At 65.6% G+C, this 16,509-nt stretch carries 15 protein-coding genes and 2 pseudogenes; 7 read left to right on the top strand and 10 right to left on the bottom strand.

Annotated elements, in window-relative coordinates:
* The first annotated feature begins 188 nt into the window (after window positions 1–188).
* The 3 genes from istA (at window position 189) to CJ177_RS34275 (ending at window position 4,567) form a co-directional block, all read left to right on the top strand.
* Window positions 189–1,844: an IS21 family transposase gene (istA, locus tag CJ177_RS34285; protein ID WP_043793220.1), complete on the top strand. Its 1,656-nt coding sequence runs from the start codon at window positions 189–191 to the stop codon at window positions 1,842–1,844.
* A complete protein-coding gene (istB, locus tag CJ177_RS34280; protein WP_005572465.1) occupies window positions 1,841–2,656 on the top strand; it encodes an IS21-like element helper ATPase IstB in 816 nt (271 codons plus the stop codon). Before istA ends, istB begins: the two co-directional genes overlap by 4 nt.
* A 495-nt stretch (window positions 2,657–3,151) precedes the next feature.
* Window positions 3,152–4,567, top strand: coding sequence for an FAD-binding oxidoreductase (locus tag CJ177_RS34275; protein WP_095869733.1), 1,416 nt, complete (start codon window positions 3,152–3,154; stop codon window positions 4,565–4,567).
* On the opposite strand, the gene CJ177_RS47620 is transcribed toward CJ177_RS34275, so the two are convergent.
* Window positions 4,564–4,722 carry a hypothetical protein gene (locus CJ177_RS47620; RefSeq protein ID WP_179443357.1) on the bottom strand — a complete coding sequence of 53 codons (159 nt, stop codon included), beginning with the start codon at window positions 4,720–4,722 and terminating at the stop codon, window positions 4,564–4,566. The two genes, CJ177_RS34275 and CJ177_RS47620, sit on opposite strands and share 4 nt — an antisense overlap.
* A 258-nt stretch (window positions 4,723–4,980) precedes the next feature.
* Here CJ177_RS47620 and CJ177_RS34270 point away from each other — a divergent pair, with 258 nt between their 5' ends.
* Window positions 4,981–5,562: a dihydrofolate reductase family protein gene (locus CJ177_RS34270; RefSeq protein ID WP_095869732.1), complete on the top strand. Its 582-nt coding sequence runs from the start codon at window positions 4,981–4,983 to the stop codon at window positions 5,560–5,562.
* Window positions 5,563–5,821: 259 nt separating this feature from the next.
* Here CJ177_RS34270 and CJ177_RS34265 read toward each other — a convergent pair whose 3' ends face one another.
* The 5 genes and pseudogenes from CJ177_RS34265 to CJ177_RS34245 form a co-directional block, all read right to left on the bottom strand.
* Window positions 5,822–6,574, bottom strand: a complete 753-nt coding sequence (locus tag CJ177_RS34265; RefSeq protein ID WP_257014815.1) for an aminoglycoside phosphotransferase family protein — start codon at window positions 6,572–6,574, stop codon at window positions 5,822–5,824.
* A gap of 261 nt (window positions 6,575–6,835) precedes the next feature.
* On the bottom strand, window positions 6,836–7,777 hold the full coding sequence (locus CJ177_RS34260) for an aminoglycoside phosphotransferase family protein (protein WP_257014814.1): 942 nt from the start codon (window positions 7,775–7,777) through the stop codon (window positions 6,836–6,838).
* A gap of 16 nt (window positions 7,778–7,793) precedes the next feature.
* Window positions 7,794–8,752 (bottom strand): annotated as a pseudogene (pip, locus tag CJ177_RS34255) (prolyl aminopeptidase).
* Window positions 8,753–8,929: 177 nt separating this feature from the next.
* Window positions 8,930–9,874, bottom strand: a complete 945-nt coding sequence (gene yidC, locus CJ177_RS34250; RefSeq protein WP_095869730.1) for a membrane protein insertase YidC — start codon at window positions 9,872–9,874, stop codon at window positions 8,930–8,932.
* A gap of 134 nt (window positions 9,875–10,008) precedes the next feature.
* Window positions 10,009–10,332, bottom strand: a complete 324-nt coding sequence (locus CJ177_RS34245) for a DUF6412 domain-containing protein (protein ID WP_095869729.1) — start codon at window positions 10,330–10,332, stop codon at window positions 10,009–10,011.
* A 125-nt stretch (window positions 10,333–10,457) separates the two neighbouring features.
* On the opposite strand from CJ177_RS34245, the gene CJ177_RS34240 reads away from it, so the two are divergent.
* Window positions 10,458–11,204, top strand: coding sequence for a hypothetical protein (locus CJ177_RS34240; protein ID WP_218835150.1), 747 nt, complete (start codon window positions 10,458–10,460; stop codon window positions 11,202–11,204).
* A gap of 408 nt (window positions 11,205–11,612) precedes the next feature.
* Here CJ177_RS34240 and CJ177_RS34235 read toward each other — a convergent pair whose 3' ends face one another.
* Window positions 11,613–12,134: a hypothetical protein gene (locus CJ177_RS34235; RefSeq protein WP_143548751.1), complete on the bottom strand. Its 522-nt coding sequence runs from the start codon at window positions 12,132–12,134 to the stop codon at window positions 11,613–11,615.
* Window positions 12,135–12,412: 278 nt separating this feature from the next.
* A pseudogene (locus CJ177_RS34230) lies at window positions 12,413–13,579 on the bottom strand (glycosyltransferase).
* A gap of 84 nt (window positions 13,580–13,663) precedes the next feature.
* Between CJ177_RS34230 and CJ177_RS47615 the strand changes: the two are divergent.
* On the top strand, window positions 13,664–13,999 hold the full coding sequence (locus tag CJ177_RS47615) for a hypothetical protein (protein WP_179443356.1): 336 nt from the start codon (window positions 13,664–13,666) through the stop codon (window positions 13,997–13,999).
* Window positions 14,000–14,141: 142 nt separating this feature from the next.
* Here the strand turns inward: CJ177_RS47615 and CJ177_RS34220 are convergent, their stop codons facing one another.
* Both CJ177_RS34220 and CJ177_RS34215 read right to left on the bottom strand, forming a co-directional pair.
* On the bottom strand, window positions 14,142–14,321 hold the full coding sequence (locus tag CJ177_RS34220) for a DUF1508 domain-containing protein (protein ID WP_095869725.1): 180 nt from the start codon (window positions 14,319–14,321) through the stop codon (window positions 14,142–14,144).
* A 129-nt stretch (window positions 14,322–14,450) separates the two neighbouring features.
* Complete coding sequence (locus tag CJ177_RS34215) at window positions 14,451–14,630, bottom strand: DUF6308 family protein (protein ID WP_095869724.1); 180 nt, start codon at window positions 14,628–14,630, stop codon at window positions 14,451–14,453.
* Window positions 14,631–15,052: 422 nt separating this feature from the next.
* Between CJ177_RS34215 and CJ177_RS34210 the strand changes: the two genes are divergently transcribed.
* Window positions 15,053–16,486, top strand: a complete 1,434-nt coding sequence (locus CJ177_RS34210) for an IS1380 family transposase (protein ID WP_095869325.1) — start codon at window positions 15,053–15,055, stop codon at window positions 16,484–16,486.
* Window positions 16,487–16,509: the final 23 nt, after the last annotated feature.

Here is a 16,509-nt window from a genome sequence, read left to right as displayed (position 1 = left end):
TCTGAAGTGGCCCCGGTCGGGCGGCTTGAGTTGGACCCAGTCGACCCTTATCCGGTGAGGGTGTGACGGCTCGAAGTGGCCCCACCGCGACACGCCCGGGGTGGCTGTTTTCGTCGGTGTGAATCCCGGTGACGGGTGTGGGCGCGATGATCGAGACCGACCACACCGCCGGCCGTGAGGGGTTCGGGTTGGAGTCTCGGGTGCAGCTTTTCGAGGACATCCGCCGCGATGCGCGGTGTGAGGGCTTGTCGATCCGCGCGCTGGCGGACCGCCATGGTGTGCATCGTCGGACGGTGCGCGCGGCCTTGGAGTCTCCGATTCCGCCTCCCCGCAAGAGGCCGGTGCGGATCGCGGCGAAGCTCGAACGGTTCAAGACGTTGATCGATGACATGCTGGTCACGGACCTGACCGCGCCGCGGAAGCAGAGGCACACGACCAAACGGATCTGGACAAGGCTGGTCGACGAGCACGGCTGCGAGGCCTCGTACTCGTCGGTGCGGGACTACGTCGCCCGCCGACGCCCGGAGATCGTCGCCGAGTCCGGGAGGGGAACCGAGACGGCCTTCGTGCTGCAAGACCATCTTCCCGGTGCGGAGGCGGAGGTCGATTTCGGAGATGTGTGGATCGATCTGGCCGGGGTGCGGACGAAGTGTTTCCTGTTCACCCTCCGGCTGTCGCACTCGGGCAAGGCGGTGCACCGAGTATTCGCCTCGCAGGGGCAGGAGGCGTTCATCGAGGGCCATGTGATCGCCTTCGCCACGATCGGTGGTGTCCCGACCGGCAAGATCCGGTACGACAATCTGCGATCTGCGGTGCGTCGGGTGTTGTTCGGGCGCAACCGGTCCGAGTCGGATCGGTGGATTCTGTTCCGGTCGCACTACGGCTTCGATTCCTTCTATTGCTTGTCTGGTCTCGAGGGCGCCCACGAGAAGGGCGGTGTGGAGGGTGAGGTGGGGCGCTTCCGCCGTAACCACCTGGTCCCGGTGCCGAAGGTCGACACCCTGGACGAGCTCAACGCGCGCCTCGCGGCGGCGGATCGGGCGGACGACGGCCGGCGGATCGATACCCGGATCCGGACCGTCGGGGAGGACTTCGCCACCGAACGGCCCTTGTTGCGGCCGCTCCCGGCCGAGGAGTTCGAGCCCGGCCTGTGGTTGACGCCGCGGGTGGACCGGTATTCGCGGGTCACGGTGCGCCAGTGCCACTATTCGGTGCCGATCTACCTGATCGGACGGCAGGTGCGGGTCTCGCTGCGGGCCAGTGAGGTGGTGATCTTCGACGGCCGGCGGGAGGTCGCCCGCCATCTCCGCCTCGCCCGCAAGGGCGCGCAGGCCTTGGTGCTCGATCACTACCTCGAGGTCCTCGCCCGCAAACCCGGCGCGCTACCGGGGTCGACCGCGCTGTCCCAGGCGCGGGCGGCGGGGACGTTCACCGCCGACCACGAGGCGTTCTGGGCGCTGGCACGATCGGTGCACGGGGACGCCGACGGCACCCGCGCCCTCGTCGAAGTGCTGCTGCTGCACCGGAACATGGCACACGAGGATGTGACTTCCGGGCTCCGCGCCGCGGTCGCTGTCGGGGCCGCCTGCGCGGACGTGGTGGCCGTCGAGGCCCGCAAGGCCGCCGCCGACCGTCCCGACGACGCGGTCACCCCAGTTGCGGCGGCACCGTCGAAGGTGGTGTCGATGACCGCACGCAGGTTGACCGATCCGGAGGCGGTGATCGCCGGGCTGCCACCGGATTCGCGGCCGCTTCCCACCGTCGCCGCCTACGACGAGTTGCTGCGGCGGCGGCCGCCACCCTCCTCGGACGCCGTCTCTGCACGTGAAGGAGCATCATCATGACCGGGTCGACCCCCACCTCACCGGCCGCCGCACGGCGCCGGCGTGGACTCACCCCCGAAGCCGCCGCCACCGCGATCGAGCAGGCCTGCCGTGATCTGCGGCTGCCGACGGTGCGCACCCGGTTCGAGGACATGCTCACCGTCGCCCACAAGGAGCAACTGACCTACGAGGGCTTCCTCGCCGACCTGCTGCTCGCCGAATGCGACGACCGTGCCCGCCGCCGCAGCGTCCGCCGGGTCAAGGCCGCCGGATTCCCACGCCAGAAATGGTTGGCGGACTTCGACTTCGATGCCAACCCCAACGTCAATCCGGCCACCATCAACAGCCTCGCCAGCTGCGTCTGGGTCCGCAAGGGCGAACCGTTGTGTTTGATCGGCGATTCCGGCACCGGCAAATCGCACCTGCTGATCGGTTTGGGCACCGCCGCCGCCGAGGCCGGCTTCCGGGTCCGCTACACCCTGGCGACGAAACTGGTCAACGAACTCGTCGAGGCCGCCGACGAGAAACTGCTCGCCAAGACCATCGCCCGCTACGGGCGGGTGGATCTGCTCTGCATTGACGAGCTCGGCTACATGGAACTCGACAAACGCGGTGCCGAGTTGTTGTTCCAAGTTTTGACCGAACGCGAGGAGAAGAACTCCGTGGCGATTGCGTCCAACCAGTCATTTTCAGGTTGGACCCGGACGTTCACCGACCCGAGACTCTGCGCGGCCATCGTCGACCGACTCACCTTCGGCGGCGCGATCATCGAAACCGGCACCGACAGCTACCGGCTCGCTCAAACCAGGGCAGCAGCCCAAGCCGCGAGCTAACCGGAGACCACGCCGGCGACGGACAACACCGTCGACGTCGCGGCGTCCAGCCCGGACATTCGACCAACCCAGAACGCCCAGTTCACCGCATCGGGGTGGGGCCACTTCAAGCCGTCACACCCTCACGAGTAAGGGTCGGCTGGGGCCAACTCGAGCCGACAAGGTGGGGCCAGATCGAGTTGACAGAGCCAGACTCACAACACGCCGGTTCATCGAGCGATTGTGGCAGGTCATCCCTGAATCAACCTGTGCCCGAGATGAGCTAATCAGTCTAGCAAGCACATACCCGCGCTCCCGGTTGCGCGAACGGTTCCGGCCGTCAGACTAGCTACCCACGCTGAATTAGCAATCGACGGTGACGTCCGGACCTTGGCCGGATCTTTGCAACCAACGGCCAACACAACACCCGGGATCTATCCGGCCGTGACATCCACCGACCGATCGCGCAGCCCCAGGACTCCGTCACTGACAACACGATACGCAACAGGAAATGCAATGACAGCTTGCAAGAACGAAGCACCTGGCACCTCGAGTGCACAAGACGACTACTCGGATCTCCGTTCAGAACTCCCGAATTCCTGCACGACAACGGACGAGGAAATTCTGAACTCGTACGAGCGCGACCAGGCAAGCTGGGCCAACAGCGGCAGACCCGCAGCACTCGTGCGCCCGACGACCGTGGCGGAGATCCAGCAAGCCGTTCAAGTCTGTTACGAAAGAAGTATTCCCGTCGTTACGCGGGGAGCCGGCACCGGACTTGCTGGTGGTGCGAATGCACTCGATGGCTGTGTCATCATCTCGACGGAACGAATGAACCGAATCGTCGAGATCAATCCGCTTGAGCGACTGGCTGTCGTGGAGCCCGGGGTGGTGAATAACGATCTCACCCACGCGTGTGCTGCCGAAGGCCTGTGGTATCCGCCCGACCCCGCCAGTGCAGAGTGGTCGACCATCGGGGGCAATGTCGCGACCAACGCCGGTGGCCTCTGCTGCGTGAAGTACGGGGTCACCCGGGACTACGTCCTGTCGCTGCAAGTTGTCACCGGAACCGGGGACCTCGTCACACTCGGCAGACGCACCGCGAAGGGCGTCGCAGGCTACGACCTCGTCGGCCTCATGACCGGGTCCGAGGGCACACTCGGAGTCATCACCGAAGTGACACTTCGTCTTCGTCCCCAGCAACAGCCCCAAACGACCGTCGTAGGATATTTCTCATCGATGGTCGACGCAGCCAATGCGGTGCGGGCAATTGCCGAATCGGGAATCACCCCGTCCGCACTCGAGTTGATGGACCAGAACTGCCTCAAAGCCATCGATCGTTGGAGATCGATGGGCTTGTCAGATGAAGCACACACCATCCTGCTCGCTCGCACCGATGCTGAAGGGGCCGCAGCCGATGCCGAGGCCGGCGAGATCCTGTCCTGTTTTCGTACCAATGGTTCGACCTGGGCTGCTCAGTCGACGGATCAAGGTGAAGCTGATGCCCTATTCAGTGCGCGAAGGCTCGCATACCCAGCCGTCGAGCGCCTGGGGAATGTCCTCACCGAGGACGTCTGCGTTCCGAAAAGCCAGCTTCCCCGAATGCTCGACGCCGTTGAATCGATCGCAGCGGCGAACGACACCCTTATCGCGACAATTGCACACGCTGGCGACGGGAACCTTCACCCACTGATCGTGACCACGCCAGGAGACACCGGACAGGAGACGCGCGCCCGACGGGCTTTCGACCAGATCATGGCAGTCGCCATCAGACTTGGTGGCACCATCACAGGTGAACACGGGGTTGGAACGTTGAAAGCTCCTGGCCTCGAGCATGAGCTTTCAACGGCGGTGATGGCCATGCACAAGAAGATCAAGCAGGCACTCGACCCTCGAAGTATCATGAACCCCGGGAAGGTTTTGACGCCCTAGGTTGTAGTTCTCAGGTCTGTTGTGAAGCCGATCCCGGCGCCCGGAATAGGAAAGACGGTTTCGGTCGGTCCCGCGGTGGCCGGCGGCGCCCCGAACAGCAGCGCGCCCGCGACTCCGACCGCGGCGCCGGCGACGAGCGAGGGGTGTGGTCGCATCGACGGACCTCCCGGGTCTGTGGTTCGAAAGTGGATGCGAAATCACCTGCCAGGGTGCTCTGGCGGGATCGCGAAGTAAAGGCCCCGGGCGGCGCCGTTGGCGGTCTCGCCCCCGGGTTTGCGGGCACGGCAAGGTTTCCTGCGCGAACATCCCGGCCACGCGCTGGACAGCTGGCCGATGCCGGCCGATTGATTTCTTACAAGAGCGACAGCTCACGACACGCTAAATTTGGGGCACCCCTACGTAGAGGAGCGCCCATGGGCAAGGTGGTCATGTACAGCTCGGTGTCGGTGGACGGCTTCATCGCGGACGAGAATGACCAGCCCGGACCGCTGTTCGACTGGTTGTCCAGCGGTGACGTCCCGTTGGACGAGAGCGGTGAGATCAAGGTGTCGCAGACGTCCTACGACTACACCCGGTCGTACTGGGACCAGATCGGGGCGACACTCGTCGGCCGCCACGTCTTCGACATGACCGACGGCTGGGACGGAAAGCCTCCGGGCGGGATCGACCACGTGGTCGTCGTGACGCACCGGCCGAAGCCCGAGGGCTGGGACCCCGAGGCGCCGTTCCACTTCGTCGACGGCATCGAGGCAGCCGTGGCCAAGGCGCAGGAGCTCGCGGGTGACCGCATCGTCGAGGTCGCCGCCGGCGACGTCGGTGGCCAGGTGCTTGCCGCAGGCCTGATCGACGAGGTGCGCATGGACGTCGTACCCGTCGTGTTCGGGTCCGGCAAGCGCTACTTCGGGTCGGTCCACGCGCAACACCTGTTGGAGGATCCCGACGTGGTGATTCAGGGCAACCGGGTGCTTCACCTGCGCTATCGGGTGCGCCGTTGACCGATCCGAGCGGGTACGCGAAGAAGTCCACTGCCAGACGCGGGCCGACCACGACCAGGCCGAGCTCATCCAGGCGGCAGAACGTGGTCAGGTCAGGGGCAGCCGAAGGTAGCGGCAGGCACGTCGAGGTCTTCCAGATGGACCGCGCAGGAACCTCCATCCTCGGAAGATCTCGACACCTACCCCGAGACTGACGCGCCAGCCACCATCCAACCAGCGACTACGCCCTCGACTGTGAAGAACCAGATATGCGGAAGGCTCAGAACAGGTCCAGAGCGTTGGCGATCATCCGGTGTCCCTCATTCTCGAACGGTTCATCGCCGACCTGGTACGCCCAGACCGCGGTGCCGATCGCTTCGTGCAACGTTATAAGTCGCCATTGCTCCGGGTCTCTGGGTTCGCTGCCATATCCGGCAAGAAACGCGTGCTTGAGTGCGGCATTGTCGCTCCACTGCCTCGCCGCGAGACGGCAGAAGTCACTCATCGCAGGCCTCCAATCGAAGCGCCCGAAATCGATGACCTTCACCTTCCCCTGATCGACAAGCCAGTTCCGCGGCTGCCAGTCTCCATGAGTAGGAACCACCACCACCGGCTGCGGACGGTGCGAGACCAAGATCTCCTGCACGCTGGCGAGCACAGATTCCGATATTCTGTTCGGCTTCTTCAGCCATGCAAGCGATTTCGCTACCGCGGCGGCTTCCCACCCGGCGTCGATGCGGGCGGCTTGATCATGAAACGTGCGCAGAAGCACTCCCGCCTGCCGATAGGTCTCACAGTCGAATTCAGCTTCGCTCCCCATCACCAGGGATCCATCCACATATCGAGTGACCAGCAGGTTCGCTGACCGGTCGTGCTCGACCAACGCAGCGGCATGCCCAGTCCGTACCAGGCATTCGGTGACGGTGTGGTGGGCCGTGATCTCGCGACCGATGGGATGATTGGCGCGGCCAGCGGCTTTGATCACACACCGTCCGCGTTCGGACTCGACGTCGAGAACCACCGTGTCGACCAAGTTCCAACTCATGTCAGCGCACAGGCGGGCGCCGGGAAGCCAACGAGTGATGTGATCTGCTTGCTCGGTACTCAAACGTCCCGAATACCATGACTGCACAGTTCCCGACATTATCCGACGCAATTCGCCACGGCTCGATCGAGCTAGCAGTCCTTGCCTCAGAGCAACGGGACGACCTCCACGAGTGGGACTGTTAGACCACGGGGGTCGCGGAGTTTCAATTCGGAGCTCGAGTGGTCTCGTATAGGCGCCGCGACGCGGTCAGTTCGTCGTCAGGACCCGTTCGAGGGTGGCGAAGCCTGCTGGTTCCCAGGTCGGTTTGCCCCCGGGCAGGCCAAGCCTCCCGTTCCATCCGATCCCGATCAAGCCCAGGGCACGCAAGACAGCCCAACCACGCGCCCTGGTGATGGTCGCGTCGTCGGCCCGCCCATAGGCGTCGAAGAACCGGCTTGCCGCGCCGGCCGGCAACAGGATCCAGGCGGCGGAAAGATCGGTCGCGGGATCGCCCGCGCACATCTCGCCGAAGTCGATCACCCCAGCAAGCATCCCGTCCCGTACGACCACGTTCGCCGGATGCAAGTCGCCATGCAGCCACAACGGCGGGCCCTGCCAGCCCGGCGCCGCGACGGCCTCCTCCCAAACCTCCCGCGCGCCCTCCGCGCTCGGATGGTCGGCGATGACCTCGAACCCGACCTCGACCCCTCCCCGCAATCCGGCCAAAGGAATACCCCGGGTCGGGTTGGCCGGCGCGTCGGCGGGCGCCTGCACGTGCAGCGCACCAAGGAACCCGGCGAGGACCTCAGCCGAATCGACACGTTTCACCGACGCATGATCGGCCGGCTCCCCCTCGACCCAGCGCGCGATCGTCCACGGGTGCTCGAACAGGCCCGAGGGTTGGCCGATACGCACCGGGGTGGGCGTAGGCAGCGGCAACCGGCCCGCCAACACCGGCAACCACCTCTGCTCAATGCGCAGCAAAGCAGGCGCACGCTCGGTACGCGGCAAACGCACCGCCAGCTCCTGCCCCAATCGCCATTGCTGGTTATCCCAACCCCCGTCGACGTCTCGGAGCTCGAGGTCCGCCAGATCCGGATGCTGATCCCGCAGCAACGCCCGCACCAGGCGCTGCTCGAACCTGAATTCGCCCACCCACAAGCCTCCGATCGCCGCGTGCGCAGGCACGGTAGCACCGGTCGAACGCACAGCAGATCCTTGTATGTCAGGCCCGCCCGTTGAATGAGTCCACGGCGGCAGTCAGCGCGGCGGCGAATCCCCCTCCGCCGTGGCCAGCGTCGTCGAGCACGATCAGCTGGCTGCCGGGCCAGGCTCGGGTGATCTTCCACGCGGTATCCACCGGGCCGGACACGTCGTAGCGGCCGTGCACCAAGACCGCGGGGATCTCCGTGAGGCGACCCATCCCGTCGAGGATCTCGTTCGGAGCGAGGAAGCAGTCGTGCGCCCAGTGATGCGTCACCAACCTCGCGAACACGTTCCGGAACGCCGGATCGTCAAAGCGCGGGCTCGGCCGCCACCCCGGCATCAGCGAGACGTGCGTGTCCTCCCACTCACACCACCTCAACGCTGCCATCTCCGCACCCCAGGGTCCGGATCGGCCAGCAAGCGTGCGTACGCGGCCGCGAGATTCCCCGTCCGCTCGGTCTCCGGCACCGCCGCGACGAACTGTTCCCACTGCTGTGGGAACACCCGTCCCATTGCACGGGTGATCCAGTCGATCTCGGTGCGGGAGCCCGAGGTGACCGCTCCGAACACCGCCGCGATCACCCGCTCCGGAAACTTCTGTGCGTACACCAAGCCCAGGCTCACACCCCAGGACACTCCGGTGACGATCCACCGCTCGATCCCGGGATATTCGCGCAGACACTCGATGTTGTCGACCAGATGAGTGGTCGTGTTCGCCCCTAGGTCGTAATCGGGGTCCTCTGCCAAGGGCTGGCTGCGGCCACACCCGCGCTGATCGAACAGCACCGCACGGAAAGCGGACGGGTCGAAGTAACGCCGCGCTCCCACACTGGACCCGGAGCCGGCTCCACCGTGCAGGTACACCACCGGGATCCCGGTCGGGACTCCGACGGTTTCCCAGTACACGCGATGACCATTGGAGACGTCGAGGAGCCCGGACTCGTACGGCTCCACTGCCGGATACAGAGCATCACCCACAAGCTCAGCCTTCCACGGCACCCGGACCAGGCGTTCCGCGGCTGTGCCGATAGTCGAACCGGCACGGTGCCGAAGGACGGTTTGGGACGGTGCACAACCGGTGTCCGCCAGCTGATCGCGACCGCCAACGATCAGCGATCAGCGACGGCGTGCGTTCGGGTTCTGGCGGACACGGTGCTACTGCCGCCGTTTCTGATTGCTCCTACCGGGCTTCCGGGTATTCGGCCGGGAACCTGGTTTCGGTGCGGCGGCTGTCCGCCGTGCGGCCTCCGCCGCATGCTTCGCGGCTTCTTCCCGATCGATCCGGGCGAACACCAGATGTTGCTGGCCGTAGGTCCAGAGGTTGTTGCTCACCCAGTACAGCAGGATCGCGATCATCAGGAACGGTCCGCCGACGAGGACGCCGAGCGGGAACACCCAGAGCATCAGCTTGTCCATTATCGCGGACTGCGGGTTCGCGGCCGCCTCGGGGCTCTGCCGTGCCAACGATGCCCGGCCGTTGAAGTGCGTGGCGAGACTGGCGATCACCATCAGCGGGATGGCCACCGCAGCGATCGTGGCCACCGTCGGGATCCCGCCGTAGGGCGCAAACGACGCCAGAGTGCTCTGCGGGCTGGTGAGCGCCACCGAGATCGGTGCCCCGAACAGGCGGGCGCTCAGGAACGACTGCACATCCGCTGCGCTGAAGATGTAGTTCGGGGTGTTCGCGTTGGCCTCCGGCGACATCCCGAGTTGCCCCAGCCCGGTTCCGGTGCGGTTGAACGAGCGCAGGACGTGGTAGAGGCCGAGGAAGACCGGTGCCTGCACCAGGGCTGGCAGGCACCCCATTAGTGGGTTGAAGCCGTGTTCCTTCTGCAGCTTTTGCATCTCGGCCGTCTGTTTCTGGCGGTCGCCGGCGTACTTGCGTTGCAGGGCCTTGATCTGCGGCCCGAGTTCCTGCATCTGGCGGGTGGTGCGGACCTGTCGGATCGCGGGCTTGAGCAGCAGGATCCGCAGGGTGAAGACCAGGAACACCACGGCCAGCGCCCAGGCGAAGCCGTTGTCCGGGCCCAGCACCGAGCCGAAGGCTTTGTGCCAGAACCACAGGATCGCGGACACGGGGTAGTAGATGACATCGAGCATGGAGCACCTCGGTACTGCACGGCGCGAATTGACGCGGCATCGTGCGAGATGGGGTTCACGCCGGACCCTCGCGAGAGGTGGGCGTGCAAATTGGACTGGGTCGACTGGAAGGGCCGACGCAACGCGTCAGAGCGCTACGCGGCCTGCAGGACCTGTCCGGGTGCTCGGGGGCGGCGGGGACGACCGGGGGTGTCCGGGGCGCTCTGCCGGCGGAAGGCGCCACGCAGGCGTTGTTCCTCGCGGGGTTGGCCGGATTCCGGTTCCGTGATCAGGTGCAGCGGAGAACGTGAAGTGTGGCCGGCCACCGCGAGAAGCAGGACAACCGCCACCGCCGCACCCACCACCGCGGCAGGTGCGTCGATCGCCAGCGTCGCCGCAATCACCAACGTCAGCACGGCCACCCAGGTGAGCTGAATGAGATTCAACCCCTGGGTGAGAGCAGACCAGATCCGTGCCATAGGGGAAAGCATACCGACGACAACCGCGGGTCAGGGTCGGCGACTACGTCACCCAGCTGCGGATGCGCTCGAGGTTCGCTCGATCGGCTCCATCGCGTCCACCGTCAGGTGGGGCACGGTCAGCGGTGACGATTCCGCACACGATCGTTGAACGCGGGCCCAGTCGACCTCGTGCCAGCCCGGGATGTTCCGCTGTCCCCTATTTCATCGCTGCCGCGCCGCTTTTCGCTTCGGCCGTGAGCCAGGTGTTTCGTGGCACAGTGGTCATGGGAAGAGGGGAGCTGCAGATGGCAGATATCTACTACAACGAAGTGATGCACCCACTGGTCGGTGGGTACTTCGGATCACTGGCTGAGGTTCGCGAGACGATCGAGGAGTTCGGAGGATCGTTGGGCGAAGTCACGCCGGAGCACCCGGAGTGGCGGCTCGTCGAGCACACGAGGCGCTCGCTTGATGGGGACCGCCAAGCGGATCGGTTTCACCGCCTCACGTACCAGGACGAGCAGCTCGGGGATGCCGAGCGCTGGGCCTTCAGTTTCGCCACCCAAGATGTCCTGTTCAACGGGGTGCTGATCCGGGATCTGGATACCGGGGACTGGGACGAGGGGTCACCGCTGGTGATGACCAATCGTATCGAGCAGACGTTCTGGACCAGTCCGGACTTGATCGATCTCGCCGAGAAGGTCGTGCAGAACACCCGCGGGAACGTGAACGACCAAACCGAGGCGATCGCCCAGCACCGTCTCGACGCGCAGGCTGCAGCGGTGGCGAAGGCTGAAGCGGCTGAGAGGGAAGCCGCCGTGATCGCCGCAGCACTGGCGCCGCGCTCGCGTTTGCAGCGATTCCGCGAGGTCCTGTTCGGCAGGGACTGACGTCCACCCGAGTAGACCGCGCGTGCGTTGCACTAGGTCCCGGCACCGTTGGATCGGTGCCGGGACCTTGTTTCTCCGGGGATGTGTTTACCGGGCGGGCGTGTTGGGTTCAGGAGAACGTGAGCTCGCCGACCACGGTGGACCCGTCCCTGTAATAGAGCGGGACGGTGCGGTGGGATCTGCCGCGACAGCTCCGAAGTTCGCCCGAGCTACGTATCCGATCTCGCCGTTCGTGGCGATCGCACCGACGAGTTCGGGACGGTCACTCCAGGTGTCGGCCTGCGCAGCTCCGGGCAGAGCCATAACTACGGCGCCGGCGTGCCATCGCACTGGCCGTGTGGGCGCGCTTGAGGAGTCGAGTGGTTTTCACAAATCTTCCTTTCTTACAGGAGTATTCGGCTCGTGAGTTCAGTCCTTCAGAACCCTTGCGGGATCGAGGCTGGTGACGGGCCAGAAATCGATCAGGAATTGCTCCGGTAGCGCGGAGGGGTCAGAGGGTATGTCGTCCCCCTTGGGGATGGTGCCAGCCAACCCCATGTCGTATGCGTGCTGGCTTCCTCTGACGTATGCCCGAACTCGCCAGGACCCAGGAGCAATGTAGAAGTCCTCGAGATCTGGATCGAGTCCGACGCCGGGGTTCTGGAAGGGTACGAGAAAGTAGGGATCAGGATCGCCGTCGAAGGCGGCCGATACTTCTTCCGCACGTTCCCACTCATTCAGATCTCGGACGTCGGGTTCGGATTCGTGTGTCACCGCACGTAGACCGACCGCCGATGCGTCTGTCGTCGAGGCCACGGTGACCAGGCTCTTCCCAGTCTTCAGGAGGCTCGCCGCGGGCCACTGCTCGGTGCCCTGGAAGTCCCAGCTTTGACCACCACAGATATAGAACTGAAATGGCGACACTCGGATTCGTCCGTATCGTTCTTCCATCGCATCCTCCCTCGTCGACCCCGGCCGCGCCTAGGGTTGCACATAGAAGTCCCAGCTCCTTCTCACCGGGGACGGGAGTCGTTGCTTCGCAGTCAATGTCCGACGGCTCTCCACGCTGTACACGCCCGGACCGTATCAACCACACAGAACGACAGGGACAGCACCGCCGGCGCTTCATCGGCCCCGTTCCGAGGGTTCACCGAGCCCGATGGGGCCTTGCCATCATCCCAGGGTGTCAGCGGGTCGATGGCCCGGTTGCCACCGCCACGACCTGGGCCTCAGCCGCGGGCCATTGCGACCTCGTCGCCGAAAACCTGTTCCCATCTCGTGGTTCCGGTCAACTCGTCGGCGGCCGCGGAGCGGTAGCGCTGACGCATCCCCGGGAACTCGTGATCGAGTCGCCGATGCAGATCTCGGGAGTGCTCGGCGTCCGTGAGCGGGTGCGCGGCGAAATCGTGGTCGTACCCGGAAAACGGGGCAGCAGACCACATGAACGTCGACTGATCGACCGCCTCACCCATCGTGTGCAGGTGCGCGCGTTCCTGCAGGTTGAGCATCTGACCACCGACCAGCATCGGTGCCTTGGCGAACCGGGACACCGCCAGCGCCCGCAGGATCGAATCCGGCTCGATGGCGATGTCGTCGTCCATGAACAGGATGTACGGGCTGTCCGTGCGCCGGAGCGCCTCGCACATGATCCTCGAGTAGCCGCCCGAACCGCCGAGGTTGCCCTGCCGGAACAGCTGACACTTCTCCCCCAGCGCGGTCACCGCTGCGGCGAAGCCGGGATCGTCGCGCACCTGGCGGGTGCCCTGATCGACCATCAGCACCGCATCCACCGCGGCCGCCAAGAGCGGGTCCGACGCCAACGCACGCAAAGCACTCACGGCATCGCCGGGACGGGTGAACGTCGGAAATGCCCACCGTCACCCGGCCGGTGTCCGCGCCGCCGGGAGCGGCGCGTACCAGCCGGCCGCGTCGATCGGCACGTCACCAGTGGCCGCGGTGATGTCGAACCAGATCCAGCCGCCGTCCTCGAACGGGGCTAGGTCAATGTCGAGGTCGACCACACCCCGACCGAACCCGCCGCCCGGGATGTCCGCCGATGCCACCGCGATCCGGGTGCCGTCCGCCTTCGACCGGTACACCTGCACCCCGCACCCGCCGACCACCTCGACCCGCAACACCACCGACTCCAACACCGTCCACCGGCGCCAGTACCCAGCGTTGAACCCGTTGAAATACGTCGCGAAACTCACCTGCGCACCCGCGGAAACCAGGGCGGCGGACCGCGACACCGCATGCACCCGCCCGACACTGCCGGATTCGAGTAGATACAACGACCGCACGTCCGACGACTCACCCGCACGCGGCAACAACACCCGCTGCAACAACGACACCGCCAACCTCACCCCGGACTCCCCCACCAGCTCAACATCATTCATCCGCACAACCGACACAACCACACCCCCACCACCCGGCCCAGGACAGGCCCAGCCACCGCCGACAGCCACACACCCTCGCACCAGGTGTCAGCACCGCCGGCCAGCACCCCGAAACCTCCGCTCCACGAGCGCATCACCGACGCCCTCGAACAACCCGAACAGCAGACTCAGTCAGCGGTGAAGAACAACTCCATCCCGATCATGAACCACGCCACCATCGCCGCCATCGGCAGAAACGCACCCACCAACGGCAGAGCGCACTGCCGGGCGGGCCGCCACGGAACCGACACCAACCCGAACACCACCACCACAACCGCTGGCCCCGCCCAGCTCACCCAATACGAGGCCGGCGGCGGATCAGACCCGAACGAGGTGAACGAGCCGCGCGGATACACCCGCGGCTGCGGAACATCCCCGTAGTGCTGCCACAGCAAAACCGCCGGCCGATAGCAGAAAAACCCCAGCAACAGACCCGCGACGATGCCCAGCGAAATCCGCAGCCCTTTTCCCGATCCCGCGGGCGGCGGTCTCAGCTCATCGACGCGACGGGAATCATCAGAGGTCAGGTCAGATCCTCAGTGGGAGCGGATGCGGCATTGTCCTTGATCGACGCAATGCCGGTCTGCGCCGCTGCCTTCGCGGTGTAGCGCTGGCTCGCCGCGATGATCTCCCCGTTAGCGGCCTTCAAGTGGAACCGGAACTTGCCGGCCGCGTCCTTGAAAAGCTCGAACTTCGCAGTCATCGCCCCTCCTCCACACGGTGCCCACGACGGTCGCGAACCCCGTGGAATTCACGGTAAGCCGACCACACACCCGCCGCCGGCCGAACCATCCTATCCGGCGGCACCATCCGAACCGCACCCCGGGACGTGTCATCTCCCCAGGTCAGAGCGCTCGCCTAGGTTCCGGCTCTTGCCGTCCATCCACGCGATCACATCGAACACGCGGAGCGCGGAGATCTCCTCGGGGAGGCCGGCCTCCTTCCGGATCGACAGCGACCGGTGATGCAACGCGGCGTCGTCGGCGCGGAGAACCTCCCGGACCGGATTCATATGCGGCCGCTCAGTGCCCAGAGGACCTGACTAACAACGGAGTCCAAAGATCGGATACCGCCGGGGGCGTGTGCGGGGGATCAGCTTTGTGGCCTTCGTCTGGCCGATCCGCGGCAACGCCCACAGGGCCGTCACGCGCAGTGGTGGCCGCCCGATCACGGGTACGTCGACGAAGACGAGGGGCGCTGCGGCGAGGACCAGTCGCGCATGTCGAGTGTCGAGCACCCGGGGCGGGTGCGACGCCGCTTGTGCGGTTGATTCCTCTGCTGCCTCGGGGCAAGAAGGCGGGCCGCCCGTCTAAGCCTGGATGCACCGATCCGGATGAATCCGTGGGTGGGTCGTAACGGCGAAATGCCCTGTCGTAGTGGAAGAATTGAACTTCTCACAGAAACAATTCGGCCACGACGAAGGGCATCTCGTAGATGCAACTGTCTCACACCCGACCCGTCGCGGCGGCGAGGTTCGACGACCCGAATCTCGTGTCGACCGCGGGACTGATCCCGGTGATGGCATTGGCGCAGGCCAGCGGCCTGCTCACCCTCGCCGACGAGCACCTGAGCGTGCCGACCGACAAGGGCGCCAACCCGGGCCGCAAGGTCGGGTCGCTGGTCGGTGGGATGGTCGCCGGCGCTGACAGCATCGCCGACCTGGCGATCCTGCGGCACGGGGCGATGGGAACCGTCTTCGACCGACCCTATGCACCATCGACACTGGGATCGTTCCTCCGCCAGTTCACCTTCGGGCACATCCGGCAACTCGACGCCGTGGCCTCGCGGTTCCTGGGCAATCTCGCGGAGAAGACCGCGCTGGTGTCGGGGATCGACACCGGGCGGGTGCTGGTCGATATCGACGATTCGATCATCGAGGTCCACGGCCACCGCAAACAAGGGTCCGGATACGGCTACTCCGGGATCCGCGGGCTGAACGCCCTCATCGCCACCGTCACCACAGAGACCGCTGCGCCGGTGATCCTCACCCAACGCCTGCGGCGAGGAGCCTGCGGCTCCCCGCGCGGCGCCGCCCGCATGGTCTCCGATTCGCTGGCCACCGTCGACCGGCTGCGTTCGCAGACCGGCGGGGCGAGCGGGGACGGTGCGTCGAAACCCCTGATTAGGTGCGATTCGGCGTTCTACGGCCACCCCACCATTGGTGCGGCGATTCGCGCCGGCGCCGATGTGTCGGTGACCGTGCGCCTGACCTCCACCATCAAACGTGCGATCGCCTCCATCGGCGACGACGAGTCCTCGTGGACGCCGATCCAGTACACCGACGCCCTCTACGACGAGGGCACCGACACCTGGATCTCGCGGGCGGAGGTCGCCGAGATCCCGTTCACCGCGTTCGCGTCCCAGAAGAAGGCCCACCACGTTGCGGGACGGTTGGTCGTGCGGCGTATCCCCGACCTGCGACCACCCAAGGACCAGGGCCAGGGCACGTTGTTCGACGTGTGGCGGTTCCACGCGTTCTTCACCACCACCGACCCCGACGAGGTCGGTACCGTCGACGCCGACAAAACCCACCGTCAGCACGCCGTCATCGAGCAGGTGCATGCGGATCTGAAGAACTCCGCTCTCGCGCATCTGCCGTCGAACTCGTTTTCGGCGAACGCCGCCTGGCTGGTCTGCGCGGTGATGGCGTTCAATCTCACCCGCGCTGCCGGCACCCTCACGGCTGACCCGAAGCTGACGAAAGCGACCACTGGCACCCTCCGGCGCACCATCGTCTCGGTCCCCGCGCGAATCGCGTCTTCGGCCCGACGGTTGACGCTGCACCTGCCGACCGACTGGCCGTGGGAAACAGCGTGGAACACACTGTTCGACAGAACGTTCGGCCCCAATCACCCGATCATCGTCTAACGTCCGCGACACCTGCCCGCCCT

Origin of the sequence: Rhodococcus sp. ACPA1 (genome assembly GCF_002300195.1) — a bacterium.
Lineage (GTDB): Bacteria > Actinomycetota > Actinomycetes > Mycobacteriales > Mycobacteriaceae > Rhodococcus_F > Rhodococcus_F opacus.
The sequence above is the reverse complement of the archived record's forward strand: the minus strand, read 5'-3'. Positions and strand labels throughout refer to the sequence as shown.

Bases quoted from the DNA above. Each gene is read 5' to 3' on its own strand.
- istB (WP_005572465.1), top strand. From the start codon at position 1,841: ATGACCGGGTCGACCCCCACCTCACCGGCCGCCGCACGGCGCCGGCGT.
- CJ177_RS34275 (WP_095869733.1), top strand. From the start codon at position 3,152: ATGACAGCTTGCAAGAACGAAGCACCTGGCACCTCGAGTGCACAAGAC.
- CJ177_RS47620 (WP_179443357.1), bottom strand. From the start codon at position 4,722: ATGCGACCACACCCCTCGCTCGTCGCCGGCGCCGCGGTCGGAGTCGCG.
- CJ177_RS34270 (WP_095869732.1), top strand. From the start codon at position 4,981: ATGGGCAAGGTGGTCATGTACAGCTCGGTGTCGGTGGACGGCTTCATC.
- yidC (WP_095869730.1), bottom strand. From the start codon at position 9,874: ATGCTCGATGTCATCTACTACCCCGTGTCCGCGATCCTGTGGTTCTGG.
- CJ177_RS34245 (WP_095869729.1), bottom strand. From the start codon at position 10,332: ATGGCACGGATCTGGTCTGCTCTCACCCAGGGGTTGAATCTCATTCAG.
- CJ177_RS34235 (WP_143548751.1), bottom strand. From the start codon at position 12,134: ATGGAAGAACGATACGGACGAATCCGAGTGTCGCCATTTCAGTTCTAT.
- CJ177_RS34220 (WP_095869725.1), bottom strand. From the start codon at position 14,321: ATGACTGCGAAGTTCGAGCTTTTCAAGGACGCGGCCGGCAAGTTCCGG.
- CJ177_RS34215 (WP_095869724.1), bottom strand. From the start codon at position 14,630: ATGAATCCGGTCCGGGAGGTTCTCCGCGCCGACGACGCCGCGTTGCAT.
- CJ177_RS34210 (WP_095869325.1), top strand. From the start codon at position 15,053: ATGCAACTGTCTCACACCCGACCCGTCGCGGCGGCGAGGTTCGACGAC.